The organism is Echinicola shivajiensis (genome assembly GCF_018642165.1).
GTDB classification, from domain to species: Bacteria; Bacteroidota; Bacteroidia; order Cytophagales; family Cyclobacteriaceae; genus Echinicola; species Echinicola shivajiensis.
The window spans coordinates 19,612-45,470 of record NZ_JAHHZM010000018.1; the positions used below are offsets into that span (position 1 = coordinate 19,612).

Sequence of the window (25,859 nt, forward strand, 5' to 3'; positions counted from 1 at the left end):
AGCAATATGTGATAAATGCTATTCAAGTTGCTTGATAAGGCTTTGGGTAGTTTCGAATGGGTTTTGAATTAAGAATTGATTGGTGATCCAGCTGGGAATGTTTCCCCCAGGATCAGAGATGAACTGATTTTTAATCAAAAGACTGTCATTGTCCAATATTTCAAACTGCCAAAACCCCTCCAGGTCTTCTATCCTTACAAGGCCTTTTTGGTGGGCTTTTAGGTGCTTTAGATCTTTGATTTCCAGTCTAAGAATGTCTTTTTGGGGATACAGAAATTTTATTTCAACCATTAGGTCTCGATTGGAACTGGGAAAAGGGGAATCAAGTATCAAATAGTATTGATAGGTGTTTTCGTCTAGCTGTTTGATTTCATCGACCTTTTCAATATCGGCCATCCAGTTGGGGTAGTTTTTTATTTTTCTGAACAGGGAATCCAAATCTTTGATCTGTGCCTTAACTTGGGTTTCAACACTAAATTGGCGGATAGGGTAACCGTCTAACTTTCTGGTAAAAACTTTAATTCCATTTTTATCCTTCTCCAATTTCCAATCAGTGTTTTGGGGCCATGAAAACAATATGATAAGAAGATAAAAAATGAACATCGATTATCTAATATTTTTAAAGTAAGATAATTAAAAGCGGTGGCTGATGCAAGGGGTTATAGTCCAGTTGATTTTGGAAATATAGGAAGGGTGAAAGCTAGGTTTTGAAGGAATTAAGGATGATACTTGTTTAATTGGAATGAAATTAAAAAACAGGAACTAACTTGTTTGGTTGTGTTTCTGATTATGGGTTTTAATGTATTCCGAGGGTGTGTAGCCAGTAATTAACTTAAACTGGCGGTTGAAGTAGGAAATGTTATAATAACCGCTATCAAATGCCACTTCCTTTACACTGTATCCTTCTTCAATAAGCTGCTTGCAGGCATGACCAATTCGAATTTCATTGAGAAATTGGGAAAAAGTTTTTCTAGTATGCTGCTTGAAAAAACGGCAAAAAGCATTGACACTTAAGTTGGCCACATCAGCAGCTTCCGAAAGAGAAATATCCTTAGCAAAATTTTCCATAATGAAATTGATGACGATATTGACTTTTTTGGTGTCTGTAGGCTTGGTCTCATGGTCAAAATCAATATGGCTTAAAGCTATCAGTTCATTGCTTTGAGATAATCTATGAAGTTGTTTAAGGAGATACAATATTCTTTCAATCCCCTTTTTTTTCACCATTTTATTGGCAGATTTATAGAGTTGTTTTTGGGCTTTCCCATTGACCATTAGGCCTCTTTTACTGTAATGTAACAGCTTTTTAATGGCATGGAGTTCAGGAAGTTCCAAAAGCTTTTCGCCCAGGCTTTCCAATGAGAAAATGATTGAAATGTTTTTGGATCTTAAGTGGGTGTTTTTTTCATAATAGGCTTTGTCACTTCGAAAGAAATGTGGAAGGTTAGATCCCAAAATAAAAATATCACCTGCTTTGAAGTTACCAATGGCATCTCCAATAAAATAAGTGCCAGCACCCTCTAAAATCACCATGATCTGCGTCTCTGCATGATAATGAAGGTTATCATAAAAATAGGGGTAGTCTTCTTGCAGGATTCGAACTGTCTCTTCCTCTATTTTGGCAATTTTAAACAGTAGGGGTTTCATTCTATTTGGGTCTTCGAATAATTAGGTAAGTTTACGATATGCCTAGCAGAATGAAAAATTATTTTTTGTTTGATATTATATTTAAGGAAATGCATTGTTAGCATTATGGTAATTAGGCTTAGAGCAAAGAAGTGAAATTATGGGAGAGAACTAATTGTTTTCAGCTATTTAGGAGGAAGAAGATGAATTAATTGACTTAATATTTAAGAGGTTAGAAATTAATCGAAAATAGAAGATTTAATTTATGTCAACGAAAAGAATATACAGCTATCAGTTTCATATGGTCAGGGGACTTATTTTGGTGGTTTTTATAAGCCAATTTTTTGCCTGTTCAGTTTTTGAAAGTAAGAACTATAAAGAAGGAAAAACCGTGTTTGCCAACAAAGCTATGGTGGTGAGCGCCCATCCAGAGGCCACAAGGGTTGGGATAGAGGTTATCGAAAATGGTGGTAATGCCATAGATGCAATGGTGGCAGTACATTTTGCATTGGCGGTTGTATATCCTTCCGCTGGAAATATTGGTGGGGGAGGGTTTATGATTTATCGTCCAGTAGATGGAGAAGTCGCTAGTTTGGATTTCAGGGAAAAGGCACCACTTGCCGCTTTCGAGGAGATGTATCAAGATGAGAATGGAGAAATTATTGAAGGTTTAAGTTTGGCTGGCCCCATGGCCTCTGGAGTGCCTGGTTCTGTAGCTGGGATGATTCAAGCGCATGGGAAATATGGCTCTCTTCCTTTGAAGGATTTGATTGCACCAGCTTATAAACTTGCCGATAAAGGCTTTCCAATTACAGAAAAGCAAGCCAATAATTACAATCATTATAAAACGGTTTTCATCGCGCATAATCAGGATAGTACAAACATTCCATTGGTCAGACTTGACAGGGAATGGAAGGAAGGCGATGTCCTGGTCCAAAAAGACCTGGCAATGACCTTAAAAAGGATACAGGAGGATGGCCAGGATGGATTTTATAAAGGTGAGACAGCAGCGCTCCTAGTGGCAGAAATGAAAGCTGGAAATGGCATCATTGAGTTGGAGGACCTGACCAAGTACAAGGCTAAATGGAGGACTCCAATTGTTGGTGATTACAGGGGGGTGAAGGTATACAGTATGGGGCCTCCTAGCAGTGGAGGGATAGCTTTGATGCAGTTATTGAAAATGTCTGCTCATTTTCCATTGGGAGACTTAGGATTTCATCAAGCAGAGACCATCCACTTGATGACAGAAATGGAAAGAAGGGTATATGCAGACAGGGCGGAGCATTTGGGAGATGCTGATTTTTGGGAGGTTCCTAAGGATGATTTGTTGGATGATGGATATTTGGAAAGCAGGGTAAGGCAAATTAATTCAACTTATGCCACTGACAGTGAGGAGGTATTGGCCATGAATTTCGACCATCAGGAAAGCGAGGAAACTACACATTATTCCATAGTAGATTCAACAGGAAATGCAGTTTCAGTTACTACTACCATCAATTCGGGATATGGTTCTAAGGTTTTTGTAACAGGAGCAGGTTTTTTGATGAACAATGAGATGGATGATTTCAGCAGTAAGCCAGGAGTGCCCAATGTCTATGGGCTTTTAGGTGGTAAGGCCAATGCTATCCAGGCTGAAAAACGAATGCTGAGCGCGATGACTCCAACAATTTTAGAAAAGGAGGGGAAGTTGTTTATGGTAGTAGGGACCCCTGGCGGAAGTACGATTATAACTTCTGTATATCAGACTATATTGAATGTGATAGATCATGATATGAATATGGCCGAAGCAGTGTCATCTGGTAGGATTCACCATCAATGGAAACCAAATTTTATTTTTCCTGAAAAGGATGCCATTGACGAGGCTACAAAATCCATTTTGGAAAGTATGGGGCATAGTATAAAGGAAAGAGGCAATATTGGCAGGGTAGATGCAATACTGGTAAATGCTGAAGGTTTGCTGGAGGGAGCAGGTGACCCTAGGGGGGATGATTGGGCTGCAGGTTTTTAGTATTGATTAAAATATCAAAACATATTTGTTTAAAATTGGATAGAGTGGATATACTAGAGCTCAAAATGATTAATTTTGGCTTTATGGAATTATTGTGATATCTTTCAAAGATATTAGTGAATTAAATTTAGTTCATAAGTATTGTTAATCAAGTGATTAGATGATTTTAATAATTTAGTTTGTCTCACCAGCAAACTTTTTGGTATTAAAATTGTTCACTTAAAAAACTTTTGTAGATCTGTTGCCACACACACCAGAAAAACTATGTCTAAAGTCGTAATTCTAGAGAAAGATTTTGATCTCGCTGACAATATTAAGGAAATCCTTAGCTACAAAAATTATGAGGTTTGCAGTATTGGTTCAGGGATCAACTCAAAAGCATTGGTTAATCGATTTTCACCATCCTTTGTGATTTTGGGAACAAGGTTAAATGGAGGAAAGGATGGTATTGAAACCGCTAGGGACATAAGAAAAGATTATTCTTGTCCATTGTTGTTTTTAAGTACTAACGAAAACAGCGAATCTATAAGAAAGTTGATAAAAAGGATTCCAAATAGTTTTATCCTCCAAAAGCCCTTTTCTATCAAATCGCTACATCTGGCAGTTGATCAGGTTTTAAGTCCAAAGCAGTAAGAACTTTCAAGGTAGACCATTACCTTGGTTTGAATCCATATTATCTTAATATGGATTTTTTTTTGATCTATATATTTTCATTTAGATGAACAATTATATGCTGTCTGTTGGCAAATATCATTTTCATCTTATCAAAAATCGCTTATTTTTATAAGCTAGCTTAAAGGGGCTATGTGGCCTTTTTGGCTTATTATTTCATAATGAAGACAGCTTTTAACTTATACTCCAATGAAAGTAAGTGTTTTTAGTGCGCATAAATTCGAACAAAGCTATTTGAAGGCCGCCATTCCCAATCACAAGCTTCTATTGATCGATGCCAGGTTAACTGTGAATACGGTAGGACTTGCTGAAGGATGTGATGCCGTATCGATTTTTGTAAGTGATGATGCCTCGGCACCGGTATTGGAAAAATTAAGTCAATTAGGCGTGAAATATTTGGCATTAAGATCAGCTGGTTTCAATCATGTGGACTTAAAAAAGGCTGAGGAACTTGGGATAAAGGTGGCAAGAGTACCAGAGTACTCACCAGCGGCCATTGCTGAACATACTGTAGCGCTGATGCTGGCTTTGAACCGTAAATTACCTAGGGCACACCATCGTATTAGGGATTTGAACTTCTCTTTGGATGGCTTGGTAGGTTTTGATATGGAAGGCAAAACAGTTGGTGTAGTCGGTACGGGGAAAATAGGAAGTAAAGTGGCGGCCATTTTAAAAGGATTTGGATGTCGGATTTTAGCTTATGATCCTTATATCAATGAATCATTGGTGGAAAAATATGGGGTAAAGTATGTCGATTTTAAGGAATTATGTCAGTCTTCTCATATCATAAGCCTGCATTTACCACTTAGCCCAGAATCGCGCTATATGGTTAATAAGGAAAGTATTTCCACCATGAAAAAGGGGGTGATGCTGATTAATACAAGCCGCGGTGCATTGGTGAATACTTTGGACGTCATTGAGGGGCTAAAAAGTGGGCAAATAGGGGCAATGGGAATGGATGTTTATGAGGAAGAAGAAGATTTGTTTTTTGAAGATCATTCTGAAGATATTCTTCAGGATGATGTGATTGCCCGCCTGCTGACCTTTCAAAATGTATTGATCACCAGTCATCAGGCTTTTCTAACCACGGAGGCTTTGGAAAAAATTGCTGAAGTAACAGCGTTCAATTTGGATTGCTGGGATAGGAATAAACCCAGTCCGAATGAATTGAAAGTATGAGAGAACAGGTCTAGGTAAAGAAATAGGGATATTTTTCATAAAAATATTGCCAATAGCGGGGTATTTGGTTAAATTAAGATAAAGCAAATCAGAGGTTGGATTAAACCTTTAATGCTTTAAATAATGGAAGAATCAATTAATCGGATGTATGGGTATAAACTATAATAAATAGTTTATCTAAAAGTAGCATTTGGCAATGCTTCTAACTGGATTAACAGCAAGGGTTATTTGAAGGAAAAAACAAAGAATGGTTATGGCGGGGGTAATAGGAGTGCAGTCCGGTATTGGATTAAATGTAAATCTCAATGGGGATGTATTAACGAGTTATTACGCCCTAGGTGAACATTGGCGTTCAGATTTGGCTTTCTATAAAGATGAAGTCAGGTTCCTTAAGGATCTTTTGGGAAAATATTTCAACAGGTTTATTGAGGATATTGATATCAATCATGTGAGGAGAATAGAGAACAGGCTAATGATTTTGGATAGAAGGAGGGAGGAAGTGGATTTTAAGATAGACCGTCAAATGAAAGCGATCAGCGAGCATTTAAAGTCCAATAATAATACGGCCAATCAAAGTATTATTTCCAATCACGGAGAATTAGAATATCTATTGTCAGTTCTTGCAAAGGACTTCAGAAAATTAAAAAGGATTATTTTTCAATTGGTAGAAGATGGTTTGGAGCAGTTTCAATCTGAAGGAGGAAAGGAATAAATTCTTTAAAAAACAGTTCGAGTTGGCTTTTTAGCATGGTTGTTGTTTTATTATTGAATATCAGAATATTTGATTTTTAAACCAGACAGATATTTTGATGAAATAAATGTTTTATTGAAATTATTAACCACTAAAAATTGTAAAATTATGGGTGAAGGAAAAGTATTGTTAGGAGTTGCAGCAGGATTGCTTGCCGGTGTAGCCTTAGGGGTAATGTTTGCTCCAGATGAAGGTGGAAAGACTAGGAAAAAATTTCAAAAACAAGGTGAAGACTTGGCCCACTCCTTAAATGGTAAAATGGACAAGAAGTTTGATGAATTGAAAGGTTCGATCAATGAGCTTTCACAAAAGATCAAAATGAAAAAAGAAGCAATTGTAAACAACGAGTCCTGAGTTTTAGGAATCGCTAGATTGAACAGGCCTCCTCATCGAATTGAGGAGGTTTTTTTGTTTTAAGGGAATTTATAGCCTAGGTTTTGGATGAAAGCGAAATAGAGGAGACTAAAGCGTTTTGTAAATTTCATTTCTCAATATTGGTCACTAAATGCTTATTTGAAATGGAATGTTTCTTAAAGTTGACCGTTTATAAAATAAATTATTTTCAATTGCTTTTTTTTCTCGGCAAAATGAGAGCATTTGTTTATTATTAGTATTTTTAAAGTTTGAATCAAAATTGAATAACATTGAAATTTAATAGAATGAAAGGGGCTAAGTTTGTGATGGCCTCAGTACTTACCGGGTGTAGTGTTTTGTTTTCTAGTTCTACCGTTGAGGCTCAGGAAAAACCTAATATAGTTTTTGTTCTGGTTGATGATTTGGGCTACCATGATCTGGGTGTTACAGGAAGTACTTTTTATGAAAGTCCTCATATAGATGAATTGGCGAGGTCATCTTTCCAATTTATTCAAGGGTATACTGCTGCAAGAGTTTGTAGTCCGGCAAGGGCAAGTATTATGACTGGTGTTAGTCCTGATGTTCATGGGATCACAGATTGGATAGGAGCTCCTGAAGGAGAGCAATGGAGGTCTTATGGCAGGGAAACCAAATTATTGCCTCCTCATTACGAGCACCAGTTAGGTAGTGATTTTGTTACCCTTCCTGAAGCATTGAAGGAAGAAGGCTACGCTACTTTTTATGCAGGTAAATGGCATTTGGGTGATGAAGGTTCTTACCCAGAAGATCACGGTTTTGACATCAACAAAGGCGGATGGGAAAAGGGTAGCCCTATGGGAGGGTATTTTGCACCCTATGTAAATCCCCGGCTGGAGCAAGGCCCTGATGGAGAAAATCTAAGTATCAGGTTGGCCAAAGAAACTGCTCAATATATCAAAGGGGTGCATGAAAAACCTTTCTTTGCCATGCTGGCCTTCTATGCCGTTCATGGTCCAATCCAAACTACAGAAGAGAAATGGAGTAAATATAGGGAGAAAGCTGTCCAAAATGGTGTGGCGGAAAGTGCCTATTCCATGGAAAGAAGATTGCCTATCAGAGAGGTTCAGGACAATCCTGTTTATGCAGGATTGGTTGAGACCATGGATGAAGCGGTTGGAATCGTGATGGATGCGCTAAAAGAAACAGGCTTGGATGAAAATACAATTATAGTATTTACCTCCGATCATGGTGGTGTAGCTTCAGGCGATGCTTATTCTACTTCCAATTTGCCGCTAAGAGGAGGAAAGGGATATCAATGGGAAGGAGGGCTTCGCGTACCCTACTTTATCAAAGTTCCCGGAATGACTCCAAATATGCTGATTGATTACCCTGCAAGTGGAATTGATTTTTATCCTACAATATTGGATTTGGTTGGTGCTGAAGTAAAAAGTGATAGAGTAGAGGGAGTAAGTTTACTTCCAGTGATGGAAGGGGAGTCCATGAAAAAAAGAAGCCTCTATTGGCATTATCCTCATTATGGAAATCAAGGAGGTGACCCAAGCTCTATCATAAGAGAAGGCAAGTGGAAATTAATTTACTATTGGGAGGATAAACAAGCGGAACTTTATGATCTAGAACAAGATCCTTTTGAACACGAGAACTTAGCTTCCTTGGAACCTAAAGTAACCAAGAAGCTACAGCAAAAACTTTTAGAGAGACTGAAAAATACTGAAGCTAATTTACCCGAGACTGATCCTCAATATGATGCCAGTAAAGAACAGGAAGTACTTGACAAAGCTAAGGAAATCAGATTACCTCAATTGGAAAGCCAAAGGATGAATATGTTTAAAACCGATTGGCAACCGAATTCAGATTGGTGGGGTTCAAAAGTCATTAAAGACTAAGATTCCATTGATTTAATTAATAACTAACCCAACAACCTTTTAATTAATTTATGTTCAAACTAAAGCACTTGATTTTTGTCTGCCTCCCTTTATTCTTTAGCTGTAAAGAGGTGGCAGAGGAAAAATTGATTGATTATGTAAACCCTTTTATTGATACACATAAGAGCCGCTGGTTTTTTTTCTCATCAGCAAGCAGGCCTTTTGGGATGGTGAACTTAAGTCCTGACACTTGGACTAAAGGGAGCTGGAATAGTGGCTATTTGTATGACAGCACTGAGGTGAGGTGTTTCAGTCATGTCCACGCATGGCAAATGGCGGGGATTCCGGTAATGCCTACATCCGGGAAGTTTGAAGGGCATATGGGGATGGAGGCTACCAAATCATCCTTTGACCATGCCTCGGAAATTGCAAAACCCGGATATCATCAAATCAACCTGGACCGCTATGGTATCAAGGCAGAATTGACCTCTACACAACGTGTAGGCTTTCATCAATATACCTTCCCAGCAGGCCAAGAAGCTTATATTAGTTTTCACACTGGAGAGTTTTTGGCTCATGGTAAGGTGGATTCTTCTATGGTAAGGAAAGTTGGTGAAAGTAAATTAGAAGGATTTTCCTTGATGGGTGGAACTAGGAGAAGACCCAAGTCTACTTACGTTTATTTTGCTGCAGAATTGGATCATTCTATTGAAGAGTTCGGTGGATGGGAAGATGGTAAGCTTCTAAATGCCAATGGAACTGTAAATGGGAAGAATAATGGGGCCTATGTCAAGCTACATATTGAAGGGAAACCCGTCAAGATGAAAGTGGCCATTTCCTATACCAGTTTGGAAAACGCGTGGAAAAATATGGAAGAGGAATTACCACATTGGGACTTTGACCAAGTGGTAATGGATTCAGAAATGGAATGGGAAGAAAAGCTTTCCCGAATTAAAGTTGAAGGAGGCAAAAAAGAAGAAAAGATCAAGTTCTACACTGATCTTTGGCATGCTTTGTTAGGGAGAAGGGTTGTGAGTGATGTTAATGGGGATTACTGTGATATGACTGGGGAGAGTCCTAGAATCAGAAAGGTGCCTTTGGATGACCAAGGGAAACCTGTTTTTCCGCAGTATAATTTTGATGCTTTATGGGGCAGCCAGTGGACCCTGAATGTTTTATGGTCAATGGCCTATCCGGAGATCATGGATGGTTTTTGCAGCAGCATGGTGAATATGTATAATGATGGTGGATTGATCCCTAGAGGTCCTTCTGGAGGGAATTATACTTATGTGATGATAGGCGATCCAGCTACGTCATTTTTCGCTACTGCCTATAACAAAGGGATTAGAGGATATGATATTGACAAGGCCTATGAAGGTTTGATGAAAAATGCCTTTGTGGCCGGAATCAGGGATCGAGCAGGGTATGAACATGACTTGACCCCTACTGGCGGTGGAATGAAATATTATGAAAGCAGAGGATATGTACCGGAGGGAGTAGAAGGAAATGGTGGCCACAAAGATGGGGCGTCCATGACTTTGGAATATGCTTACCAAGATTGGTGCTTGGCCCAGTTGTCCAAGGTGCTGGGCAAGGAGGAAGATTATGAAATGCTTATGAAAAGGTCCCAGAATTACCGAAATCTTTGGAACCCAGCATCCAAAGCCATTCACCCTAAAGATATGGATGGTAAATGGATACCTGATTTTGCATTGATAGGCGAAGGATTTAATACACTTGGATTTTGCGAAAGTAATTCAGCAATTTACTCCCATTTTGTTCCGCATGACATGCAAGGCCTGATTGAATTGTTTGGTGGAAATGAAGTGTATACAGAAATGCTCAATGGGTATTTTGAAAAGGCAAGAGGAAACAATTTTATCACTGACCATGGAAAGCATGCAGAAAGCTGGGTGGATTATGAAAATCAACCTTCATGTCAAATGGCCCATTTGTTCAATCATGCTGGAAAACCTTGGTTAAGCCAGTATTGGGTAAGAGAAGTCAAAGAAATCACCTTTGGAGATACAAGCCCGTATGGTGGGTATAATGGTGATGAAGATCAAGGCCAAATGGGAGCACTAGGTGTATTGATGGCAATGGGGATTTTCCAAGTAGATGGTGGTACTGCTATTCAATCAGAGTATGAAATTACAAGCCCAATTTTCAATAAGGTTTCCATTGACTTGAATAATGATTATTATCCTGGAGATAAGTTTGAAATCATTACGGAGGCAAATGATTTTCATAAAGATGTCTATATCCAGTCTGCAAAGCTCAATGGAGAAGAGTGGAGCAGTTATCGTTTTCCGCATGAATTATTTGCAAAAGGGGGCAAGCTTGAAATTAATTTAGGTGTACAACCTAATAAAGAGTGGGGAATAAAATGAGATTGCTCATAAGCCTCATCAAGAAAAGAAGTTTTTAAAAGTAAAAGATATGATACGTTTAAAAAGCCTACTAATTATAATGCTTGCCCTGTCCTTATGGCGTTGTCAGCAGCCGAAGGAGAAACAAGTGAAAAAGCCTAATATCTTATTTCTGTTTGCTGATGACTATACTTTTGAAGCGATCCATGCACTGGGAAATGAAGTGATAGAAACTCCCAACTTAGACCGACTGGTAAATGGAGGAACCTCTTTTACCCATGCCTACAATATGGGTGGCTGGAATGGGGCCATTTGTGTAGCTTCTCGTGCAATGATGATTTCTGGACGGCATGTTTGGAGAGCCCAAGAGGTATCAAAAAAATGGACAGAGGGAGATTCATTGTCACTACAGCAGACTTGGGGACGGTTGATGGAAAATGCAGGCTATTCTACTTATATGACGGGTAAATGGCACGTTAACGCCCCTGCTGAAACAGTTTTTCAAGTGGCCAAGCATATCCGTCCCGGAATGCCCAATGATCTTCGCGGAAACTTAGGAAAGGTTGTTCCCGATATTAAAGAGGCTTTGAAAAATGGAGAGAATATTGCTGATTTACGACCGAAAGGTTATTATAGACCTTTGAGCGAAATTGATACTTTATGGTCATCCTCTGACCCGAGCAATGGTGGTTATTGGGAAGGTGGAAAACATTGGAGTGAGGTGGTTAAGGATGATGCTTTAGCATTTCTGGATGATGCCAGAAAGAAAGAGAATCCTTTTTTTATGTATATCGCCTTTAATGCTCCTCATGATCCAAGGCAGGCACCTCAATCGTTTTTGGACAAATATCCCTTGGAGAATATACCTCTTCCGGAAAACTGGTTGCCTGAGTACCCTTATAAAGATGATATTGGAAATTCAATAGGGTTAAGGGATGAGGCTTTGGGACCTTTTCCAAGGACTGAATTGGCAATAAAAACGCATAAGAAGGAATATTATGCCATTATTAGCCATTTGGATGAGCAAATAGGGGAAATATTAGATGCTTTGGAAGCATCAGGAGAATTGGAAAACACTTATATCTTTTTTACTGGAGATCACGGTTTAGCTGTGGGGCATCATGGTTTGCTAGGGAAGCAAAGCTTATTCGATCACAGTATTCGTGTGCCTTTCATGGCCATGGGCCCTGATTTGCCTAAAGGAAATAAAGTGGATAATGATATCTATTTGCAAGATGTGATGGCCACTTCCTTGGAGTTGGCTGGGATAGAAAAGCCAGATTATGTTGAGTTCAACAGCTTTTTATCCTTGGCCAAGAATGAAACGCAAGAAGGAGCCTATGAAAAAGGTATATATGGAGCATATGTGGATTATCAAAGAATGATCCGTAAGGATAAATATAAGCTATTGGTTTACCCAAAAATCAATAAGGTATTGTTGTTTGATTTGGAAAATGATCCTTTGGAAATGAACGATTTGGCTGGAAATCCTGAACAAGCAGAAAGGGTCAAAGGTTTATTTGAAGATTTGCTGAAATTACAGAAAGAAATGGATGATCCGCTTGATCTGACTCCCTTTTATTCCCTGTTATAAAAGCGAAAATACAATTCATCATAACACGGTGTAAAAGCTTTTGATAAATTGAAGTTTGGATATTGCTTCTAGTCATTACTTTATCATAAGTAATGACTAGAAGCAATTTTTGTTATAGATCAAGAGTGGATTTTGTTTACAAATTGATGATGTTTATACACGTTTAGAGCAATTTTATAATAGGAGCTAAACTTGTTTTGATTGAAATTATTTCCAAAATCCTTTTTATAGTCTTATCTTTTAATCTACCGTTTTAATAGTTTAAAGCGCTTGTTTTTAAGAGCGTTTTATTTGTGTGTAAAAACAAAAAATCATATTTCGATTAGCTTAACCGGCTTTTGTTCTCAATTATGAAGCAACCTGTTCTAAACATTAATGGTCAATCTGATGCGTCTTATAGTAATCAAATCATACTCAAGTTGGGGAGGTTGTTGGAGTTATTAAGGGTAAGTCTTGACTTACCCGTTGCACTTATTCTTAAGCAATTTGAGGATCAGTTCGAGCTTGTAAAAGCCCTTGGTATAGATGAAAAGGAATTCAATGTTCAAAGGCTTGATTTCAAGGGACTTTGTCTAAAGTTTCCTCAAGGAATGGAATATGGTAAGTTGGAAGGAACAAATGGATTTGAATGTGGTGATTATTTCATGGAGTATTGCTCAATTTCACCAATTCAAAATGAAAATCAGTATTTAAAATATTGGGTGGTTCTTTTGGGTGATTCTGATCAGCAATACAGTGAAAGTCAGCGGAAATCCATGGAACTGATTTTGGAGGAAATCAAGGAGAGTTTGGCCCTAACGGAAGATGAGAGCGATGCTGAAGAGCATAGATTTAGGAAATTTTTTGAAAACTCCTTGGGCTTGATGTGTATTCATGATCTCTCGGGTAAGTTATTGATGGTCAATGAGTCCAGCGCGAACAGCCTGGGCTACAAAAAAGAGGAGTTGATTGGTAGAGAATTGCAGAGCCTAATGCCCCTAAATCATCAAAAAGGGTTTGAAGGCTACCTTATTTCAATAAAAGAAAAAGGGTTTGCCCAAGGGATAATGAAAATCCTGAATAAGTCTGGAGAACCTAAAATCTGGTTGTTTTCAAATGTGCTGGAGAAAGGAAAAGATGGTTCTGAATATGTTTTGGGCAATGCATTGGATATCACAGAGAGGAATAAATTGGAGCTGGAATATAACCGGCTTAAGGAAATTTTACAGCAAACCAATGAAATGGCAAGAGTGGGAGGTTGGGAATGTGATTTTGAGAAGAATAAAATCCATTGGTCAAAAGTAACCAGAGAAATTCATGAGGTAGATGAGGATTTTCAGCCTGATATTGATGATGCCATTGATTTTTATAAAGAAGGTGAAAGTAGAAATAAGATTATCAAGGCAGTTGAATTAGCTGCTAGTGAAGGAAAGCCTTACGATCTGGAGTTACAACTAATTACTGCTAAGGGCAAGGAGAAATGGGTTAGGGCCATTGGACATCCTGAGTTTAAAAATGGCATCTGTGTAAGGCTGTTTGGGACATTCCAAGATATCAATGAAAAAAAGCATTCAGAAATTGAAATCATAAGGTCTAAGAAGTTATTGGAGGACGTCCAGAATGCTTCTTCCGAAGTGAGTATCATTTCTACTGATAAATATGGAATGATCATCGTTTTCAATAGAGGGGCAGAAAAAATGTTGGGCTATAGTGCTGATGAAATGGTGAATAAACAAAGCCCTGCAATAATTCACGATCCAAATGAGGTAGCTAAGCGGGGAGAAGAATTAAGTGAAGAATATGGAGAGAAAATAGAGGGCTTTAGGGTATTTGTATATAAATCACAATTAGAGGGAGCGGAAGAAAGAGAGTGGACTTATATAAGAAAGGATGGTTCAAGGTTTTATGTTTCCCTTGCAGTTACAACCATTAGAGATGAAAAGGGAGATATTGAAGGGTATTTGGGTATTGCAACTGATATAACTGAACGTAAAGATGCAGAGAGGCAGCTCATTATCGAGAAGGCCAGATTAAATGCATTTGTTACGCACGCGCCTGCAGCAGTGGCGATGTTTGATACTGAGATCAAATATGTTGCTTATTCAAATAGGTGGCTGGAAGAATATAAGTTACAGGGACAAGATTTGAAAAACAGGTCTCATTATGAGGTATTCCCTGGTATTTCTGATGAATGGAAGAGCATTCATTCCAGGTGTTTGAAGGGAGAAGTGATCAGCAATGAAGAGGATGTTTGGAGACCACCTGGCTGGGATCATGACCAATACTTGAGGTGGGAAGTTAGACCCTGGTATCAGTTTGATGGGGAGATTGGCGGTATAATGATGCTTACTCAGGACATTACTGAAGCCTGTCTTCAAAGAGAAGAACTGAAAAGGGCAAAAGTGCTTGCTGAACAGGCGAGTATTGCCAAATCGGAATTCTTGGCCAATATGAGCCATGAGATCCGGACACCATTAAATGGGGTGATTGGTTTTACGGACTTGGTATTGAAAACCGAACTTACAGAAACCCAAGCTCAGTACCTTTCTATTGTCAATCAATCCGGCAATTCTCTATTAAACATTATCAATGATATTCTTGATTTCTCAAAAATAGAGGCTGGTAAGCTTGATCTGGATGTGGATAAGAATGACCTGTACGAGCTTACCAACCAGGCAAGTGATATCATCACCTATGAAGTCCATAGAAAAGGACTTGAAATGTTGCTTAATATCGATCCTGATATTCCTAGGTATATATGGGTGGACAGTGTAAGGCTAAAGCAAGTATTGGTAAACTTATTAGGAAATGCTTCCAAATTTACTGAGAAAGGTGAGATAGAGTTGAAATTAAGTCCACTGGGTAAAGCCAATAAAAATGGTGAGATGGCTATCAGGTTTTCTGTGAAGGACACAGGCATAGGTATTCATCCTGACAAGCAAAACAAAATATTTAAAGCCTTTTCTCAAGAAGATGTTAGTACTACCAAGAAGTATGGTGGTACTGGCCTAGGCCTTACTATTTCAAATAGCTTGCTACATATGATGGGAAGCAAGATGAATTTGGTAAGTGAATTGGGAAAGGGGAGCACCTTTTATTTTGACCTCAAAGTGAAGTGTGAACATGGCGAACCAATGGTGTGGGATGAGGAGCTTGATATCAAAAGTATTTTGATAGTAGATGATAATGAGAATAATAGGATGATCCTGGAGCGAATGCTAGAACTAAGGGGGATTTCTACTGTTCAGGCTAAAAATGGGTTTGAGGCTATTCAAAGACTGATCAATGGGGAGAAATTTGATGTTATTCTGATGGACTATCATATGCCCATGATGGATGGAATTGAGACTATCAGAAAAATCAGGGAAAGTTTTGATCAGGAGCCTATTATCTTTTTACATAGTTCTTCTGATGACGAAAAAATTGTCAAGGCATGTAGGGAATTAAATGTTCAGCTTAGATTAGTGAAGCCCATCAAGTTGAGGGATATGTACAACTCACTTTTGACCATCAATAGAAAAGGTATTAATAAGAAGAATCAGGATCAAAAAGTAGAAGAGACTTCAGTACTGCCAAGCAACACTAAGGTGCTGTTGGTGGAGGATAACAGTATAAATATGTTATTAGCGAAAACCGTATTGGAAAACCTTTCGCCTGGAATTAAAATTTTGGAAGCATTTAATGGTAAGGAGGCTTTGGAGATCTGTTCTAAGGAACTTCCTGATATAATTCTCATGGATGTCCAAATGCCGGAAATGAACGGTTACGAGGCTACCGCTGCAATTAGGGAAAAATACCATAAAAATAATATTCTGATTATTGCCTTAACAGCTGGGAACATTAAGGGCGAAAAAGAAAAGTGCCTAAAAGCTGGTATGAATGACTTTATAGCCAAGCCATTTGTGGAAGAAGATTTAGTCAAATTACTAGAGAAGTGGACTGTAAAACCGGAAGAATATACTTCTAGCTTTAAGCCTTCTAAAGCGGAGTCAATGAGTGATTTTGATGTTGAACAGCTTAAGAGATTATTGGGTATAAATGAGGTTGAAAATGAAATGTTCCAGACCATTTTGAAATCTGGAGTGAAGGAATTGGAAAGCTCCCTACAGGATATTGCGCAATTGTCAAAAGATAAAAATCCTCAACTTACCATTGCTGCACATAAGTTATATGGCTCATCTAGATCCCTAAGAATGGAAAAACTAGCCGAATTATCAGGAGGAATAGAAAAATCAGGTTGTAAGGATTTTGAAGATTTGAACCTTATTGTATTGGTGGAAAAGGTTTTGGAAGAACTGAAGGTTTCTATAGCTGCTGTAAAGCAGTATATAAAAAATTAAAAGCTTTCGGAGGGGATTACCCTCTCGAAAGCTTGACTTAAAGTGTAATTGAGTTGGTGTTTGGGTGATCAATCAACTTTTACTATCTAACTTTAAGCATTTCAATGTTTTCTGGAAAAATCATCGAGCCTCTGTCTTGGATAGATTTTGAAGGACCATACTTACAGTTTGTTTTTCCTTCTAATTCTATCTGGGTTCATTTTCTTTGTCCAGAATCTAAATGATTTTGATAATTAATTTACAATTCGTATGCCTTGATTTTAATACATTGATTATGAGTTGCTTGAGTGGTTTTGATCTGTGCCAGATTTCCAGAATTTGGAATTCATTCTAAATTCTGTACTTTAATCCACTCATATTTTGCATATATTAGATTTTTGAAAGGGGCTTACCCCAATTCTTTAATTGTTATGAAAACGAACGGATTTCAAATTTTTATTGTAGAGGATGACCCTTGGTATGGACAAATCTTGGAGTACCATTTAGGACTTAATCCAGATTATCAGGTGATGCGATACGAAACGGGTAAAGAGCTTTTGGCCAATTTGCATAAAAAGCCTGATGTAGTGACTTTAGATTTTTCCTTACCGGATATGAAGGGTGATGAATTGTTCAAGAAGATCAGGGAGACCCATTCAGACTTGCCTGTTATTGTGGTAAGTTCCCAAGAGGACATTGCTGTAGCGGTCAAGTTGCTCAAAATGGGCGTGAGCGATTACCTTATAAAGGATGATACCACCAAAGATCTGCTATGGAACAGTGTAGTCAGAATCAGGGAAAACCAAAGCCTGAAAAAGGAGGTAGAAAGCCTTAAGGAGGAATTGGGTCAAAAATTCAATTTCCAAAAGAGCATTATTGGCAGTAGTGATTCACTTCAAAAAGTTTTTGGGCTAATTGAAAAAGCCATTAAAACTAATATCAATGTTTCAATTTCAGGTGAAACAGGTACTGGAAAGGAAGTGGTTGCCAAGGCCATCCATTATAATAGTAAAAGAAAGAATAAAAAGTTTGTTGCCGTAAATATGTCAGCAATACCCAGTGAACTAATAGAAAGTGAGTTGTTTGGGTATGAAAAAGGGGCGTTTACAGGGGCTGTGGCTAGAAAAATAGGTAAGTTTGAAGAGGCTGAAGGCGGTACTATTTTTTTGGATGAAATAGCTGAACTGGACTTTAATAATCAAAGCAAGTTGCTGAGGGTTTTGCAGGAGCGTGAAATCACGCGTGTAGGAGGAAATGAAAGGATTAAACTGGATGTAAGGTTGATAGTCGCCACCCATCAGGATTTGGCTGAAAAGGTAAAGAAAAATGAGTTTAGGGAGGATCTATATTATCGGGTTATGGGGCTACCCATTTTGCTGCCCCCTCTCAGGGAAAGGGGGAGTGATGTTTTGATCTTGGCAAAGTATTTTATTGATGAGTTTACCCGTGAGAACAAAATGGCAAGTATTGGTTTAAATCAATATGCTAAGGATAAGTTACTGAAATATCATTACCCGGGTAATGTACGTGAACTAAAATCCGTAATTGAGCTGGCTATAGTTATGTCGAATGAGCAGGAAATAACAGAAGACGATTTATCATTTAATAGCATAGTGAGGGAAGACATGTTTCTAGCCGAGCAAAAGTCTCTAAGGGATCACACCACTGATATAATTAGATATTATTTGAATAAAAACAATAATGATGTGGTCAGCACAGCCAAACAGTTAGATATAGGTAAGAGTACTATCTATAAAATGATAAAGGATGGGGAGCTTTAATGCTTAGAATAATGTGTTTATAAAAGTGTTTTTATGTCAAAATAAAGATCTGTTAATTGTTTTTAAATTTTTTAATACCTGAATTTTGCTGAGGATTTTAGATCATCATATAGATAAACAGAATATAGAAAGAGGTAAAGTCTCTTTGGAAAATGTAGGCTTTGATCTAAAGCAGCTATTGCAAAGAACAATTGGATTTATGCATCCCCATGCTCAGGAAAAGGGAAAGTTACTGAATTTAGCTTTTATAGATCACCTTATTTCTCCTGTTCTCATAGGGGATCCTTACAGGATAAATCAAGTTTTTTGTCAATTAATTTATCAAGGTTTATTTTATTCCAAAACGGGTAGATTGGAAATTAGCTGTGAGTTAAAGGAAGAAAATGAGATAACACAAATTATTCAGCTTAAACTTACTGATATAGGGAATGATAATTTAAAAATGGCATTACCCTCTGAATCCCTTCAAAAGGATGCTGATAAATCAATAGGAAGTTTTTTTAAGTTTTATAATCTATTTACAGACGATAAATTGATCCCCATGCTGAAGGGACAGTTAATTTATACGCTTGATAAGGAGTGGCAAGAAGTAGTTTGCCTAGAAATCAGTTTTAAAATAGGAAAACCTAAAGATCAGTTGCCATCGGCAGATGCTGATTTTGATTTTATTCAGGACAAGAAGATATTATTGGCGGAGCAAAACGAGCTCAATAGAATAATGATCAAGGGGCTTTTTCAAGAAAAGGGAGCTGAGGTTCAGGTATGTAATAACGGATTGGAGGTCTTGAAAAAGTTGGAAGAGAGTTCAGTCGACTTTGTGCTATTGAGTGATGATTTGTCTTTATTGAATGGTTTAGAAACAGCCAAAATTATTAGGCAAAAGAGGGGGCTTGATATCTCCATCATCGGTGTATTTTCAGAGATGGAAATGATGAGGGTGGAGATGCTCGGTAAAACAGGCATGAATGATTATCTGATTAAACCTTTTGATGAATATGAATTATTTGAAAAGTTGAAAAATAGTAAAATTCAGTCAGTAGAGTCTCCTGAGGAGTTGTTATATGACCTCGAAAAATTAAAAACCATTTGCAATGGAAATTTAGGGTTCATGCAAAACATGATAACCTTATTTATTCAGGTTTCTAATTCCTCCATTAAGGAAATGAGGGAGGCTTTAATGAATAGGGATTTAGCGGAGGTTCAAAAAGTAGCTCATCGATTAAAACCCTCATTGAATAGTATGGGAATTACTAGGGTCAAAGAGGATATAGTGCTGCTGGAAGAAGGAGAGCTTAACCAAGATGAGATAGTGAAAATTCTGGGTAGGATAGAGGCTGTGGTTGAAGAAGCAAATATGGAATTAAAGAAGGTGAAGCTGATTTAAATCCTTATACCTGGCATTGAGCCTTGAAGTTCAGTTTTTTATTTTTGGGAAATCCATATTCAAATTAAGTTTTCCATATATGGAATAGGATTCCAATAAATGGAAATAGAAATAATACGAATCCTCGATTTTATCTGTTTTAGGCTGATTTTATGCTTGGCATAAGAATGGTAATAAGGCAGTAGAATATCCCTCAATCGTTAATCTTCCAAAGTAGCGATCACCTTATATAGGGATTCTTTTTTGATAAGAGTGATCATCCTAAGTGTCCAGATGGTTTGTCTGGGCACTTTTATTTTATCTTGAATAATTAATGTTTGTACTTCCTTAAAATGGTTAGGGTCTAATTGGCTATTATATTATAAATACTTATTGTTTCGGTAGATGATTTTGTGGTTTAGCCATATGAGGTCTGCTCTAATAGTTTATAGATGAAAAAAGCATAAAAAATTAGGTTTTGAAAGCTAATATTTTTTATTTTCAAGCTGTTTTTGAACTGATAGAATTTCATTAACCTTTAAATAAACAAAATCCCAAAGTAATGAACCAGACTATTAAAAAGTATGCATTATTTAATGCCAGTTGTTTGGCATTAATTGTCACCTCAATGACCTTTGCTGTCAGGGCAAAATTAGAAGGTGTTTTAGAAACTGATTTCGAATTAACAAGTACAGAAATAGGCTTGGCATTTGCGCCAGCTTTTTGGGGCTTTACCCTAGCCATGATTATTGGTGGTCCTTTGGTGGACTATTTTGGTATCAAAAAGATAGTTTGGATGGCTTTTTTTAGTCATTTAGTTGGAATTGTACTAACAATTTTCTCTACCGAGTTTTACTCTTTTTTCTTAGGAACCATGTTCATTGGTATTGGTAATGGAATGGTCGAGGCAGCTTGTAATCCTTTGGTGGCAAGTCTATTTCCAGAGAACAAAACGAAGATGTTAAACCGTTTTCATGTATGGTTCCCAGGTGGAATTGTGATAGGCAGCCTCATTGGCTATTTTATGATGGACATGCTAGGATTGCCATGGCAAGCTTTAGTAGCCGTATTATTTATCCCGCTTGTTCTTTATGGTATCTTGTTCATGGGCAAAGATTTGCCAAAAACTGAAAGAGTGGCTATGGGAGTTTCCAATAAGCAAATGTGGAAAGCCGTAGTGTCTCCTTTATTTTTATTGATGGGATTTTGCATGTTGTTGACAGCTTCCACTGAATTGGGGACCAACCAGAGAATTGAATCATTGCTGAGCGAAACTGGTGTTTCCGGCATTTTGATCTTAGCCTTCGTAAATGGAATTATGGCAATAGGAAGAGGGTTTGCAGGTCCCGTTGTGAAGAAGTTGGATACTACTGGAATGTTGCTGTTTTCCGCTATTTTTAGCTGTATTGGCTTGCTTTGGCTAAGCAATGCGAGTGGTGCCATTGTATTTGCTGCTGCTTTTGTTTTTGCGATAGGAATTACTTATTTCTGGCCAACAATGTTAAGTTTTGTTGCCGAAAGAATTCCAGAAAGTGGTGCTCTTGGCCTTTCCCTGATGGGAGGTTTAGGCATGTTCTCTGTTTCTATAGTCTTACCTGTAATGGGTTCATTTATGGATGCAGATAGCGGTGCATCGACTTTGTCTTATGTAGCTATTTTGCCAGCAATACTTACAATAATATTCTTCCTTTTGTTTATGAAATTTAAAGGGAATAAGATCCAAAGGGATGTAAAAGCTGAAGAGGCTTTGTCTTAAAAGCAGTTCTTAGTAAAATAAAAGGCCTTCTCCGAGAGAAGGCCTTTTATTCAACATCTAGCCTGATTTTACCTAACTGCTTCAAGGTGCTTTTTGATCATGGAATATAGCTTTATAGGCTCAAATGGTTTGCTAATAATATCACATACCCCAGCAGACTCTGCTTTTTGTATATCTTCTTCGAGCACTACTGCTGAAAGCCCAATAATGGGGATCTCACTATTTTGTTCCTGCATTTCCTTTTTGATGATCTGAGTGGCTTCAAATCCATTCATTTCCGGCATATACATGTCCATCAAAATAATGTCAAAGCTTTTCTCCTTAAACAATTGAACAGCTTCAGTTCCTGTTTCTGCTATTTCAAGATTTACGTTCCAATCTTTCATAACATGTTTTGCAGCAAACTGATTGATCATATTGTCTTCTGCCATCAAAATGGAAACTGTTTCCTCAAAAGGTCGGATTTCCTGATCTTTTTGATTTTCTTCTTCCATATACTCATCCTTTACTAGCTCAAAATCATTCATAAATGTAAAAGTCGACCCTTTTCCTAATGTACTTTCAACCTTTAAGTCCCCTCCTTTACATATCGCCAGGTTTCGAGCAATACTTAATCCAAGCCCTGTGCCTCCGTATTTATGGGTAATGGTAGGATCTGCTTGGGAAAATTCTTCAAATATACGTTCTAATTGTTCTAATTTCCTTATTCTCGGTTTGCAGTTTCTTAGATCCATCAATCGATTCATCGATATTTAATAATATCTTCTCAACTAAGCCTTCTAATTCCTTTACCCGCTTAATCTGATTGGGATTGTCTGATATAAGATTTTTGAGTTTATCCAGGCTTTCTTGAATGGAGTCTTTGGCCGTTATATAGCCATTTAGTTGATAATCTTGATTGGTTAAGGCAAAATTGCTCAGACTAGCTTCTGCAATGAGTAATTGGATAAGTGTTTCTTTTGTTGTCACTAGGACATCATAAGTGTGTTCTACTCTTTCTGATCTGTTTTCATAGGACTTTAAACTATTATAGGATGAGTAATTCACTAAAGCAATGATGATTAGTGAAATAGAGAATCCAATAATGATCCGATTTTTAAAATTTAGCATTGTGAGTAGGGAAACTAAGTTGGTAAATGAAAGGGGGATAAATTATAAAAGAATTTACTTCAAAATATAGCAATTAATGTCAAAAATAGTAAATATAGCAGACACTAATGTTTATGATTTTTTGCCGTTCATTTTGTGTTTCCAATAGGATTTTTACAAAAAACTATAAAATTGAAGATAGTGTAAACTTAATTGGATTAGCTCCTGATTTTACTTTGTAAAGGTAGTGTAAAAAGCCTAAATCAACCTTGCACTTTGCTACAAATTAAACAATTGTTATATGAGGTTATAATCGTTTAAGGGGTATTGTGGGGTACTGAATATTTTTGTTTTTTACTGAATATCTGAAAGAAAATATAGGAGATTAAAGAGGAAGAATTGGATAGTTTTGTTTAAGTTTAGTTTAGGATTAAATCAGGTTAATGCCTCAAGGCAATTTTTTCAAAACCTGAAAGGAATCAAATTATTTCTTAATTGTATTTAAATGGACGGATCAAGTATAATAATTCAAAGGCCAGAAAAGGAAAATGACACCAGTTCGGCAATTCCGCATATAGGCAGAAGTTATGCAATAGATGTTTTCCGTGCTTTTACCATGTTTCTGATGATCTTTGTGAACGATTTATGGAGTTTAGCTGGCTATCCGGCTTGGATTGGTCATGCCGCATTTGGTGAAGATAGATTGGGGTTTTCGGATGTGGTTTTTCCGGCATTCTTGGTAATCATGGGATTATCTATTCCTTTTGCTATCCAAAGTAGACTGAAAAAAGGAGCTAGTACCATAAGCACTATAGGGCATATATTTATCAGGTCAGCCGCCCTGCTTATTATGGGGATTTTTCATGTCAATTTGGAGTCTTATAGCGATGGAGCTGTTTTACCGAAACCGGTATGGCAGATTCTGATCACCATAGGTTTCTTTATGATTTGGTTGGATTTTCCCAAGCATCTTGCGAAAAGCAAGAAATATGTAATTCAGGCTACTGGAATTTTATTATTAACTGTCATGGCATATGTCTACGAAGGTGGGACAGTCGAAAATCCTGAATGGATGCGTACGCAATGGTATGGGATTTTGGGACTTATCGGCTGGGCCTATATGATCTGTGCTATAATCTATGTTGTCACCAAGGGGGCGAGTGCATGGCAGATAATTGCCTTTGTGTTTTTCTTTACATTTAATTCCTTTAATGAATTGGGTTGGTTGAACTTCTTGACCCCAATGAAGGAATACATATGGATAGTAGGTAATGGTGCAATGCCGGCCTTTACCATGGCAGGGGTTATTATTTCATTAAGTTATCGAAAGTGGTTTCTAAAAGGGAATCACAAGCATTTCTGGCTATTGTCTTTTGCTTTTTCAGCTCTTATGTTGGTTTATGGAATAGTGACTAGGCCCATTTGGGGGATTCATAAGATCGGGGATTCTCCCTCATGGTTAAGTATTTGTATAGCTATAAGTGTTGCTGGATTTGCCTTTTTTGTTTGGTTGATAGATATCAAAAAGCAAATGAAGTGGTTTAATATAATTAAACCAGCAGGTACAAGTACACTTACATGTTATTTGTTGCCCTATATTCATTATGCCATTTATACGATAATAGGAATAAGTTTACCGCTAGTATTGCGGTCAGGTGTATTGGGTATCATAAAATGTCTTCTTTATTCTATAGTGATTATTGTAATTGCCGGTGTTTTGGAGAAGTTAAGATTGAGGTTGAAACTTTAATACCTTATCCTTGGAGACACCAATTAACCTTAAAAACAGAAAGATGAAAATAATAAAGATTTTATCGTTGATATTGATAAGTTGCTTACAGCCCCTAATGGCTCAAGTGTCTTATGAAGCTTTGCCTGTAAAAGGTTTTGCTATTGCCGCACCAATGCCTGAGGAGGTAGATCGCTTTGTGAAATTTATAGATGAGGAATTAGCTACAAGAGGAATTAATGCCCTGATACTTAGAGTAGATTACAGGTATGAATATGAGGGGCGTCCAGAGTTAATTGGTGAGGATCCCCTAAGCGAAGAACAGGTGAAAAAAATGGTTGCAGTCTGTAAAGAAAATAATATCAGGCTGATACCTCAGATCAACCTCCTAGGGCATCAATCATGGCACAGCAAAATGGGTAAATTATTGGAAGTATATCCCGAATTTGATGAAACTCCAAATGTGAAATTGCCTGAGAAATATGAATGGCCTAATGAAGATGGACTTTATTGCAAGAGTTATTGTCCTCTTCATCCAGATGTTCATGAGGTCGTTTTTGATATGGTCGACGAGATCTGTGAAGTATTTGAAGCGGATGCTTTTCATGCGGGTATGGATGAGGTGTTTTATTTAGGAGAGGATGATTGCCCAAGATGCTCTGGAAGGGATAAAGCAGAATTGTTTGCTGGAGAGGTGAGCAAAATCAGGAATCATTTAGCCCAGGATAAAAGAGAACTGTGGATTTGGGGAGATCGTTTGTTGGATGGAAAGATTACTGGGTATGGAATGTGGGAGGCCAGTATGAACAATACCCACAGAGCAATCGATTTGATTCCAAAAGATGTCATTATTGGAGACTGGCATTATGAAAGACCTGATCAATCTGCTGTGTATTTTGCCATGAAAGGATTTAATGTGTTAACCTGTAATTGGAGGAATCCTGATGTGTCAGTAGCACAAGTTGAGGATATGTATGAATTTAGAAGTAAATCCACTGATGAAATGAAGGATCGATTTCAGGGCATCATGCAAACGGTATGGACTGGAGCCGGGAATTTTATGGATGGATTTTATGAAAATAAACCTGATCGAGAAGGCGGAAATAAAACTTCCTGGCATACCTTCAAGGTGATGTTTGATAAAATACAAGAATTAGAAGATTAAGTATCTGACAACTATGGGGAAGTTAGGAGGTGTTTTTTTGTAATGAACTTTCACGCCTTTTATAATGGATATCAGGATAGGTATCCATTTTTTTGTCCTTAGCAATGTTCCGCTATTTAGTAATGGAGTAAGTACAATTTATGCGATACAACTGATTAACATGAGGAGTGCTTAACATCGAAAATATTTGAAGGTTTGCATTTGTACGTACTATTTTTGCGTAATTAGTTGTGGGTGTGGGATAAAGTGTAAATTTTTATAAT

The 25,859-nt window shown here is 37.5% G+C and carries 18 protein-coding genes; 14 read left to right on the forward strand and 4 right to left on the reverse strand.

Translation table 11 applies throughout. The annotated features are described in order from the left end of the window. Nucleotides 1–18: 18 nt before the first annotated feature. The gene (locus KMW37_RS19930; RefSeq protein ID WP_215226402.1) at nt 19–603 is read right to left on the reverse strand and encodes an SRPBCC family protein; all 585 of its coding nucleotides are present in this window, start codon (nt 601–603) and stop codon (nt 19–21) included. A 159-nt stretch (nt 604–762) separates the two neighbouring features. After that, complete coding sequence (locus tag KMW37_RS19935) at nt 763–1,647, reverse strand: AraC family transcriptional regulator (RefSeq protein ID WP_215226403.1); 885 nt, start codon at nt 1,645–1,647, stop codon at nt 763–765. Nucleotides 1,648–1,891: 244 nt separating this feature from the next. Between KMW37_RS19935 and ggt the strand changes: the two genes are divergently transcribed. From ggt to KMW37_RS19995, 12 genes are all read left to right on the forward strand, one after another. Further along, nucleotides 1,892–3,634 carry a gamma-glutamyltransferase gene (ggt, locus tag KMW37_RS19940; protein WP_246581580.1) on the forward strand — a complete coding sequence of 581 codons (1,743 nt, stop codon included), beginning with the start codon at nt 1,892–1,894 and terminating at the stop codon, nt 3,632–3,634. 264 nt (nt 3,635–3,898) lie between these two features. Next, nucleotides 3,899–4,267, forward strand: a complete 369-nt coding sequence (locus KMW37_RS19945) for a response regulator (protein WP_215226404.1) — start codon at nt 3,899–3,901, stop codon at nt 4,265–4,267. A 228-nt stretch (nt 4,268–4,495) separates the two neighbouring features. Continuing rightward, nucleotides 4,496–5,485 carry a 2-hydroxyacid dehydrogenase gene (locus KMW37_RS19950; protein ID WP_215226405.1) on the forward strand — a complete coding sequence of 330 codons (990 nt, stop codon included), beginning with the start codon at nt 4,496–4,498 and terminating at the stop codon, nt 5,483–5,485. Between the two features lie 253 nt (nt 5,486–5,738). Continuing rightward, nucleotides 5,739–6,197: a hypothetical protein gene (locus KMW37_RS19955; protein WP_215226406.1), complete on the forward strand. Its 459-nt coding sequence runs from the start codon at nt 5,739–5,741 to the stop codon at nt 6,195–6,197. Between the two features lie 147 nt (nt 6,198–6,344). Next, on the forward strand, nt 6,345–6,590 hold the full coding sequence (locus tag KMW37_RS19960; RefSeq protein ID WP_215226407.1) for a YtxH domain-containing protein: 246 nt from the start codon (nt 6,345–6,347) through the stop codon (nt 6,588–6,590). A gap of 290 nt (nt 6,591–6,880) precedes the next feature. After that, nucleotides 6,881–8,473, forward strand: coding sequence for a sulfatase (locus tag KMW37_RS19965; protein ID WP_246581581.1), 1,593 nt, complete (start codon nt 6,881–6,883; stop codon nt 8,471–8,473). 50 nt (nt 8,474–8,523) lie between these two features. Then, a complete protein-coding gene (locus KMW37_RS19970; protein ID WP_215226408.1) occupies nt 8,524–10,842 on the forward strand; it encodes a GH92 family glycosyl hydrolase in 2,319 nt (772 codons plus the stop codon). A gap of 49 nt (nt 10,843–10,891) precedes the next feature. Then, nucleotides 10,892–12,415: a sulfatase-like hydrolase/transferase gene (locus KMW37_RS19975; protein ID WP_215226409.1), complete on the forward strand. Its 1,524-nt coding sequence runs from the start codon at nt 10,892–10,894 to the stop codon at nt 12,413–12,415. A gap of 350 nt (nt 12,416–12,765) precedes the next feature. Beyond that, complete coding sequence (locus KMW37_RS19980; RefSeq protein ID WP_215226410.1) at nt 12,766–16,734, forward strand: PAS domain-containing hybrid sensor histidine kinase/response regulator; 3,969 nt, start codon at nt 12,766–12,768, stop codon at nt 16,732–16,734. Between the two features lie 410 nt (nt 16,735–17,144). Further along, on the forward strand, nt 17,145–18,494 hold the full coding sequence (locus KMW37_RS19985; protein WP_215226411.1) for a sigma-54-dependent transcriptional regulator: 1,350 nt from the start codon (nt 17,145–17,147) through the stop codon (nt 18,492–18,494). An 85-nt stretch (nt 18,495–18,579) separates the two neighbouring features. Next, nucleotides 18,580–19,878: a response regulator gene (locus KMW37_RS19990; RefSeq protein ID WP_215226412.1), complete on the forward strand. Its 1,299-nt coding sequence runs from the start codon at nt 18,580–18,582 to the stop codon at nt 19,876–19,878. 541 nt (nt 19,879–20,419) lie between these two features. Beyond that, nucleotides 20,420–21,613, forward strand: coding sequence for an MFS transporter (locus KMW37_RS19995; RefSeq protein ID WP_215226413.1), 1,194 nt, complete (start codon nt 20,420–20,422; stop codon nt 21,611–21,613). A 68-nt stretch (nt 21,614–21,681) separates the two neighbouring features. Here KMW37_RS19995 and KMW37_RS20000 read toward each other — a convergent pair whose 3' ends face one another. Together KMW37_RS20000 and KMW37_RS20005 are read right to left on the reverse strand one after the other, a co-directional pair. Next, nucleotides 21,682–22,359, reverse strand: coding sequence for an ATP-binding response regulator (locus KMW37_RS20000; RefSeq protein ID WP_215226414.1), 678 nt, complete (start codon nt 22,357–22,359; stop codon nt 21,682–21,684). Continuing rightward, complete coding sequence (locus KMW37_RS20005; protein WP_215226415.1) at nt 22,286–22,660, reverse strand: CHASE3 domain-containing protein; 375 nt, start codon at nt 22,658–22,660, stop codon at nt 22,286–22,288. The genes KMW37_RS20000 and KMW37_RS20005 overlap by 74 nt, the downstream gene beginning before the upstream one ends. Before the next feature lie 547 nt (nt 22,661–23,207). Here KMW37_RS20005 and KMW37_RS20010 point away from each other — a divergent pair. Continuing rightward, nucleotides 23,208–24,452 carry a DUF5009 domain-containing protein gene (locus tag KMW37_RS20010; RefSeq protein ID WP_215226416.1) on the forward strand — a complete coding sequence of 415 codons (1,245 nt, stop codon included), beginning with the start codon at nt 23,208–23,210 and terminating at the stop codon, nt 24,450–24,452. 43 nt (nt 24,453–24,495) lie between these two features. Further along, nucleotides 24,496–25,596 carry a family 20 glycosylhydrolase gene (locus tag KMW37_RS20015; protein WP_215226417.1) on the forward strand — a complete coding sequence of 367 codons (1,101 nt, stop codon included), beginning with the start codon at nt 24,496–24,498 and terminating at the stop codon, nt 25,594–25,596. Nucleotides 25,597–25,859: the final 263 nt, after the last annotated feature.

Excerpts from the sequence above, each read along its gene's own strand:
- KMW37_RS19930 (WP_215226402.1), bottom strand. The coding sequence starts at position 603 with ATGTTCATTTTTTATCTTCTTATCATATTGTTTTCATGGCCCCAAAAC.
- KMW37_RS19935 (WP_215226403.1), bottom strand. The coding sequence starts at position 1,647 with ATGAAACCCCTACTGTTTAAAATTGCCAAAATAGAGGAAGAGACAGTT.
- ggt (WP_246581580.1), top strand. The coding sequence starts at position 1,892 with ATGTCAACGAAAAGAATATACAGCTATCAGTTTCATATGGTCAGGGGA.
- KMW37_RS19945 (WP_215226404.1), top strand. The coding sequence starts at position 3,899 with ATGTCTAAAGTCGTAATTCTAGAGAAAGATTTTGATCTCGCTGACAAT.
- KMW37_RS19950 (WP_215226405.1), top strand. The coding sequence starts at position 4,496 with ATGAAAGTAAGTGTTTTTAGTGCGCATAAATTCGAACAAAGCTATTTG.
- KMW37_RS19955 (WP_215226406.1), top strand. The coding sequence starts at position 5,739 with ATGGCGGGGGTAATAGGAGTGCAGTCCGGTATTGGATTAAATGTAAAT.
- KMW37_RS19960 (WP_215226407.1), top strand. The coding sequence starts at position 6,345 with ATGGGTGAAGGAAAAGTATTGTTAGGAGTTGCAGCAGGATTGCTTGCC.
- KMW37_RS19970 (WP_215226408.1), top strand. The coding sequence starts at position 8,524 with ATGTTCAAACTAAAGCACTTGATTTTTGTCTGCCTCCCTTTATTCTTT.
- KMW37_RS19975 (WP_215226409.1), top strand. The coding sequence starts at position 10,892 with ATGATACGTTTAAAAAGCCTACTAATTATAATGCTTGCCCTGTCCTTA.
- KMW37_RS19980 (WP_215226410.1), top strand. The coding sequence starts at position 12,766 with ATGAAGCAACCTGTTCTAAACATTAATGGTCAATCTGATGCGTCTTAT.
- KMW37_RS19985 (WP_215226411.1), top strand. The coding sequence starts at position 17,145 with ATGAAAACGAACGGATTTCAAATTTTTATTGTAGAGGATGACCCTTGG.
- KMW37_RS19995 (WP_215226413.1), top strand. The coding sequence starts at position 20,420 with ATGAACCAGACTATTAAAAAGTATGCATTATTTAATGCCAGTTGTTTG.
- KMW37_RS20000 (WP_215226414.1), bottom strand. The coding sequence starts at position 22,359 with ATGAATCGATTGATGGATCTAAGAAACTGCAAACCGAGAATAAGGAAA.
- KMW37_RS20010 (WP_215226416.1), top strand. The coding sequence starts at position 23,208 with ATGGACGGATCAAGTATAATAATTCAAAGGCCAGAAAAGGAAAATGAC.
- KMW37_RS20015 (WP_215226417.1), top strand. The coding sequence starts at position 24,496 with ATGAAAATAATAAAGATTTTATCGTTGATATTGATAAGTTGCTTACAG.